Annotated in this window: 3 protein-coding genes; 1 reads left to right on the top strand and 2 read right to left on the bottom strand. The window is 62.6% G+C overall.

Features of this window, described 5'->3' with window-relative positions; translation table 11 throughout:
- Window positions 1-69 precede the first annotated feature (69 nt).
- A complete protein-coding gene (locus ACO6VM_RS22220; RefSeq protein WP_401058716.1) occupies window positions 70-2,253 on the bottom strand; it encodes a hypothetical protein in 2,184 nt (727 codons plus the stop codon).
- A gap of 202 nt (window positions 2,254-2,455) precedes the next feature.
- Between ACO6VM_RS22220 and ACO6VM_RS22215 the strand changes: the two genes are divergently transcribed.
- Window positions 2,456-3,343 carry an NAD(P)-dependent oxidoreductase gene (locus ACO6VM_RS22215; protein ID WP_422403836.1) on the top strand — a complete coding sequence of 296 codons (888 nt, stop codon included), beginning with the start codon at window positions 2,456-2,458 and terminating at the stop codon, window positions 3,341-3,343.
- On the opposite strand, the gene ACO6VM_RS22210 is transcribed toward ACO6VM_RS22215, so the two are convergent.
- On the bottom strand, window positions 3,243-5,507 hold the full coding sequence (locus tag ACO6VM_RS22210; RefSeq protein ID WP_422403835.1) for a putative bifunctional diguanylate cyclase/phosphodiesterase: 2,265 nt from the start codon (window positions 5,505-5,507) through the stop codon (window positions 3,243-3,245). The genes ACO6VM_RS22215 and ACO6VM_RS22210 overlap by 101 nt on opposite strands.
- Window positions 5,508-5,734 lie beyond the last annotated feature (227 nt).

Raw genomic sequence — 5,734 nt, 5'->3', positions numbered from 1 at the left:
AAGAGGCGTAGTGAGGAAAACCCCCCCCAAAAGGAGGTGTGTGCCGCCTCCCCCCCCCCGCGATGCGTTTCAGTAATCCACGCGCCCGGTATGGGTGTTCAACGAGATCACTCGGGTCTTGCCAATGCGGTGACGGTAGATCTCGCGCAGGTACTTCACCGCCTTCTTCACGCATTCGCGCGACAGGCGGATATCGTTGATCGAAACGAACCGGCTCTTGTCGTTGATCAGCTCGCGGTACTTCTTCTCGTACATCGGCTTGATCGCGTACCAGTTGGTGTCGAGGATCTTCGCCGGGTTCTCGAATTCGTTGAGCAGCTCGTCGATGCGGCCCTCGTCGAAGTGCTCGCTGGTGATGAATTCGAGGATGGCGTTGTCCATGGTGTCGTCGAAACGGTACGGATTGCGCGCAAAGCAACGTTTGATGAACGCCACGATCAGGGTCAGGAAATCGTCCGACAGGCACGGGCTCTTTGCAATCAACGTGGTCAGCGACAAGTTGGCCGAAGCACCGATCACCAGCGCGTAGCGCTTGAGCGTGGTGTTGGGGAACAGGCTGTTGAGGTGGGTCTTGAGCCGGTTCAGGTCCATGTACGACAGCTTGTAGTCCTTGGGCAGGGAGACGATCGACACCACCGACGAGCAGTTCTTGAAGAAGTGCAGGTCGTGCAGCGCCGCGGCGTCATAGCCCGAGGCCTGGTATTGCTCCAGCGCCGCGCGGTAGCGGCTCGACTCGATCGGCAGCAGGCTGATGCCTTCGATGGCCTGGGTCTGCTTGTTGAAGTGCGGCAGGTCGATGGAGCGGAAGAACAGGTCGTCGATATCCAGCCGCGGCTGCTCGCGCTCGAACACCTTGAACTTTTCCGAGCCGGCCGGGGGGATTTCCGGCACCACCGATTCGGCGTAGGCGATGGCCACGGGGCCGGCCAGACTCATGAACAGGTCGTTGGCATCCAGGCGGATGGTTTCGCCGATGTCGATGCCGGCGCGGCGGAAGTAGTTCTGGTCGTAGTCGGTGGTCACCGCCTGCGCGGTGAGGATGTTGAAGATCTGCTGGGAGATGTACTGGTTGGCGTGTTTCTCCATGGCGTTGACGTCGATGTTCTGGATCGTGCCGTCATCGCTTTCTTCGGCGTAGCGCATGATGTCGTTGGAGATCAGCATCATCGCGTTCCACGGGCGGATGCGGCCCATGACGCTGGCTTCGCTGCTGTCTTCGTTATCGAAGTTGTACGAGAAGTCCCATTCTTCCGAAAGATATTTGCACAGCAGGCGCCCGGCGTTGATGTGCAGGGCCTCGGACATCTCGCTGCGGTGGTCGGAGGCGTTGGGCAGCACGCAGATGCCACTGGTGAAGATCGGCTCGAACACGAACGAATGCCCGCTCTTGCCGTCGTTCTCGTCGGCCGGCTTGGTGTCGAAGGTCTTGTTCATGTAGGAGTACTGCTGGGCCAGGCCGAATTCCGAAGCCATGCCCGAGCCGGTGCCGCCGCCGGCGCTGAAGATGTAGAAATACAGGCGCGATTGGTTGGCCTTGATGCCACAGGAGTCGATCAGGTACGAGTGGATCAGCTTCCAGTCGGCGCTGGAGAAGCGCTGGGTATCCTTGTTGAGGATGATCTTGGCCAGGTACTGGCCGAGGATCGGCGCGTTACCGGCGCCACCGGCATGCACCTCGGACAGGTCCATGATCTTCATCTTGCTGTAGTCGCGCAGGAAACCGCCGCGCTCGCCCTTGCGCGAGAAGCGGATGCGCCCGGCGATGTCCTTGTCCAGATCGCCCAGCATCACCAGCGGCTCGACCAGAAATACCGGTTTCACGCCCTTGTTCTGTACCAGGCGCAGGTTCTGGCGGATCCAGCGCGCGGGGCTGTAACCACCTTCGCCCTTGAGGCGATCCTCGTTGTTGAATTCATTGAGGAAGAAGGTGCGGGCGTTGTACACAAGCTCCGCCACGTCCAGCGCAATGTTCGAGCCGCAACGGCCCAGGCCGATCAGGCACACCGACGGGAACTGCTGTTCCAGGCGCAGTTGGTCTTCGTCTTCCACGTGCAGGTTGCGCGGGAATACCAGGTCGCGCAGGCCGTCGAGGTTGTCGAGAATGCGCTGGATGTCCTGTTCGGTGAAGTAGAGGTACTGCTGCGCCGGTGTGCTGCGCGCCGCCGGCAGGTCTCGAGCACCGCTTGCGGTCAGCGAAGCGGGAAGGAGCGTCGACTCGGGGACCGCATTGGCAGAAGTGTTCGTAGAGGTCATAGTGCGCCGTTTGCCTGGGAGTGTGGGCTTCCCGGTGAAGCATGTCATAACGCTATCACGGAGAAATATCGCGACTTTATCAGTGCGTCTTTTTCTTGTGCGATAGGGGATTTCCCTAGCCCCTACATGGTTTTTTGCGAATCGCACCTGCACTGCATCGTCCGTTTGTCACGCTTCTTTAATCTTATGTCTGGAGTCGCTCATGAGTAGTGCGTTGCCTTCGCTGGGTTTTGCCGGGATTGGCCTGATGGGCCTGCCGATGTGTCGTCGCCTGTTGGCGGCCGGCTATCCGCTGACAGTGTGGAACCGTAGCCCGGACAAATGCGCCGAGCTGGTGGCCGCGGGTGCCCGCCTGGCCGCCAGCCCTGCCGAGCTGTGCCAGGGCACCGATGTGGTGCTGTTGTGCCTGGCCGACACGGCGGTGGTGCGCGAAGTGATGTTCGGTGAGCAGGGCATCGCCAAGGGTGGGCGCAGCGGCCAGTTGCTGGTGGACTTCTCCAGCCTTGAACCCACCGCCACGCGGGAGATGGCCGCGGAGCTGGCGGCCCTGTGCGGCATGGCCTGGCTGGATGCACCGGTGTCCGGCGGCACTCCAGGCGCCGAGGCCGGCACCCTGGCGATCATGGTCGGCGGCGAGGCGGATGACCTGGAGCGCGTTCGCCCGGTGTTGCTGACCCTCGGTCAGCGGGTGACGCACATGGGCGCGGTGGGGGCAGGGCAGGTGACCAAGGCGTGCAACCAGATGATCGTCGCCTGCAATGCGCTGGTGATCGCCGAGGTCGTGGCGCTGGCCGAACAGTCAGGGGTGGATGCGCGGCTGATCGCCGAAGCCCTGGCCGGTGGTTTCGCCGACTCGAAACCCTTGCAGATCCTTGCACCGCAAATGGCCGAGAGCCGTTTCGAACCGATCAAGTGGCATGTGCGCACCCTGCTCAAGGACCTGGATACCGCCGTTGGATTCTCCCGCGAGCAGGGCTCGGCGACGCCGCTCAGTGGCCTCGCCGCGCAATTGATGCGCCTGCATGGAAGCCAGGGCTATCTGCAAAAAGATCCGGCGACTCTGGTAGAGCTGTATCGCAACAAGGGGTGAGTACGCGGGCCTGGCGATCGAGCCGTTCGAGCACTGGGCGCAGCTCGGCCAGGGGGACCGGGCGGCTGAGCAGGTAGCCCTGCAGGTAGTCGCAGCCATGGGCGGCAAGGAATGCGCGCTGCTCTGGCGTCTCGACGCCCTCGGTCACCACCTCCAGGTGCAGCGTATGCGCCATCATGATGATCGCCTGGACGATTTCGCGGTCTTTCTGGTTGCCCGGTACGTCCTGAACGAACGAGCGATCGATCTTCAGCACGTCCAGCGGCAGGCGCTTGAGGTAGGCCAGCGATGAATAGCCCGTGCCGAAATCGTCGATCGACAGGGCCACGCCCTGGGCGCGGATGCGCTTGAGCAGGTTGACGGTGTGCTGGATGTCGCCCATCAGGGCATTTTCGGTGACCTCCAGCTCCAGTTGACGGGCGGCCAAGCCGGCCTGGAACAACGCCAGTTCCACTTCGGTGGCGAGCTCTTCGCGGCCGAGGGTGAGCGCCGAGCAGTTCACCGTTACCTTGAGCTCGTCATGGCCCTGGCGACCGAGCTGGGCCAGGTCTGCGCAGGCCCGGCGCAGCACCCACAGGTCCAGCTCGGCGATCAGCCCGTTGGCCTCGGCAATACCGATGAACCGGTCGGGGCCGAGCAGGCCATGTTGCGGGTGCTGCCAGCGCACCAGGGCTTCGAGCTTGGATACCCGGCCGCTGCGCAGGTCGAAGATCGGCTGGTAGTGCACGCACAACCCGCGTTCTTCGAACAGTGCCACGCGCAGTTCCTCTTCCAGTTGCAGCTCCAGGGTGGCGCGGGTCTTCAGGCCGTTGCTGAAGAAGTTCAGGCTGTTGCGCCCGCAGCCTTTGGACTGGTAAAGCGCAAGGTCGGCGTTCTTCAGCAACTCCTCGGTGCTCAGGCCATCGTCGGGGAAAATGCTGATGCCGATACTGGTGGTCATGACCATGCGCCGGCCCGCCAGGTCGATCGGCTCCTTCATGCGCAACATGATGCGCTGCGCCAGATGGCGGGCCTCGTCGCGGTTGTTGAGTGCGGTGACGATGCAGAATTCGTCGCCGCCGAAGCGCGACACCAGGTCGTGACCACGGGTCGCGGCCTTGATGTGCCCGGCGATCACCTTGAGCAGTTCGTCGCCGGCGGCATGGCCGAGGCTGTCGTTGATGCGCTTGAAGTGGTCGATGTCGAGGAACATCACCGCGAGCATGCTTTCACTGGCGGCATGCTCGGCCAGGCGTTCGGCGAACACCTGGTTGAAACCACGGCGGTTGACCAGGTTGGTCAACGCGTCATAGTGCGCGGCCTGTTGCAGTGACGCGCGGGCCTGGTCGAGCTGGCTGAGCAGCACGTTCACCCGGCGCAGGTCGTGCTCCTTGCTTTGCAGCTTCTTGTCGGACAGCGCTGCGCTGATGCTGCTGCCGCTGATCAGCAGGGTGATGAAGGCGATGGTCAGGGCCAGTTGCAGGCTGTTGTCGCCGGTGGTCAGGCGCAGGGCGGTCTCGCTGGGGATCACCAGGGTCATGGCGGCCATGCCGGTGAAGTGGGTCACGACAATGCCGCCGGCCATCAGCAGGCTGGCGCCGTATTTCATCAGCAGGTGCAAGGTGCCACTGCCCTGGCGAAAGTGCCGGGCCATCAGCAGGGCGACCAGGCTGGTGGCCACGGCGATGGCGATCGATGCCAGCAGCAGGGCCGTCTGGTAGTGCTGTTGGGCGCTGGTCTGCAGGGCGGCCATGCCGACGTAGTGCATGGTGCTGATACCGATGCCGATGAACAGCGCGGTCTGCAGATAGTGGTGCGGGCGCATTTCGGTACGGTCGAGGCCGTTCATCGCCAGCCAGGCGGCGAGCAGCGCAATCAGCAGGGACAGGCCGGTCAGGGCCGCGTCGTAGTGAATGTCCAGCGGTGCCTGGAAGGCCAGCATGCTGATGAAGTGCATCGCCCAGATACCACCGGCGAGGCAGCAGGCGCCCAGTATTCGCCATTGCCTGCGGGCCAGGCGGTCTTCGCAATGGCTTTGCCGCTCGGCCATGTCCAGAGTGGCGAAGCAGGCGATACTGGCCACGGCAAAGGCCAACAGCACCAGGTAGGGGTTGTGTCGGCAGTCGAGGATGATCTGCCCGGTCGTCGGTAATCCCGAGAACAATTGCAGTCCCAGCCACTCCATTGCAGGCCTCTTCGTCGAGTGCTCTCTGGTCCCCACGGTGCGCGGCTGGAGACTGTTCCTGCTGGAGTATAGGAAGCTGTATTTAAGCCTTCCTGATTAATGGCACTTTGATCTCTACCATTTGGATATGAAGGTGATAGCTGGAAGATCTAAATAGATAACGAAGGCTGAAACGATCGCGGGGCAAGCCCGCTCCCACAGATGCCCAAACGGGCTTGTGGGAGCGG

The organism is Pseudomonas sp. GZD-209 (assembly GCF_049310485.1).
Lineage (GTDB): Bacteria > Pseudomonadota > Gammaproteobacteria > Pseudomonadales > Pseudomonadaceae > Aquipseudomonas > Aquipseudomonas sichuanensis.
This window is presented reverse-complemented; position numbering and strand designations above follow the sequence as displayed.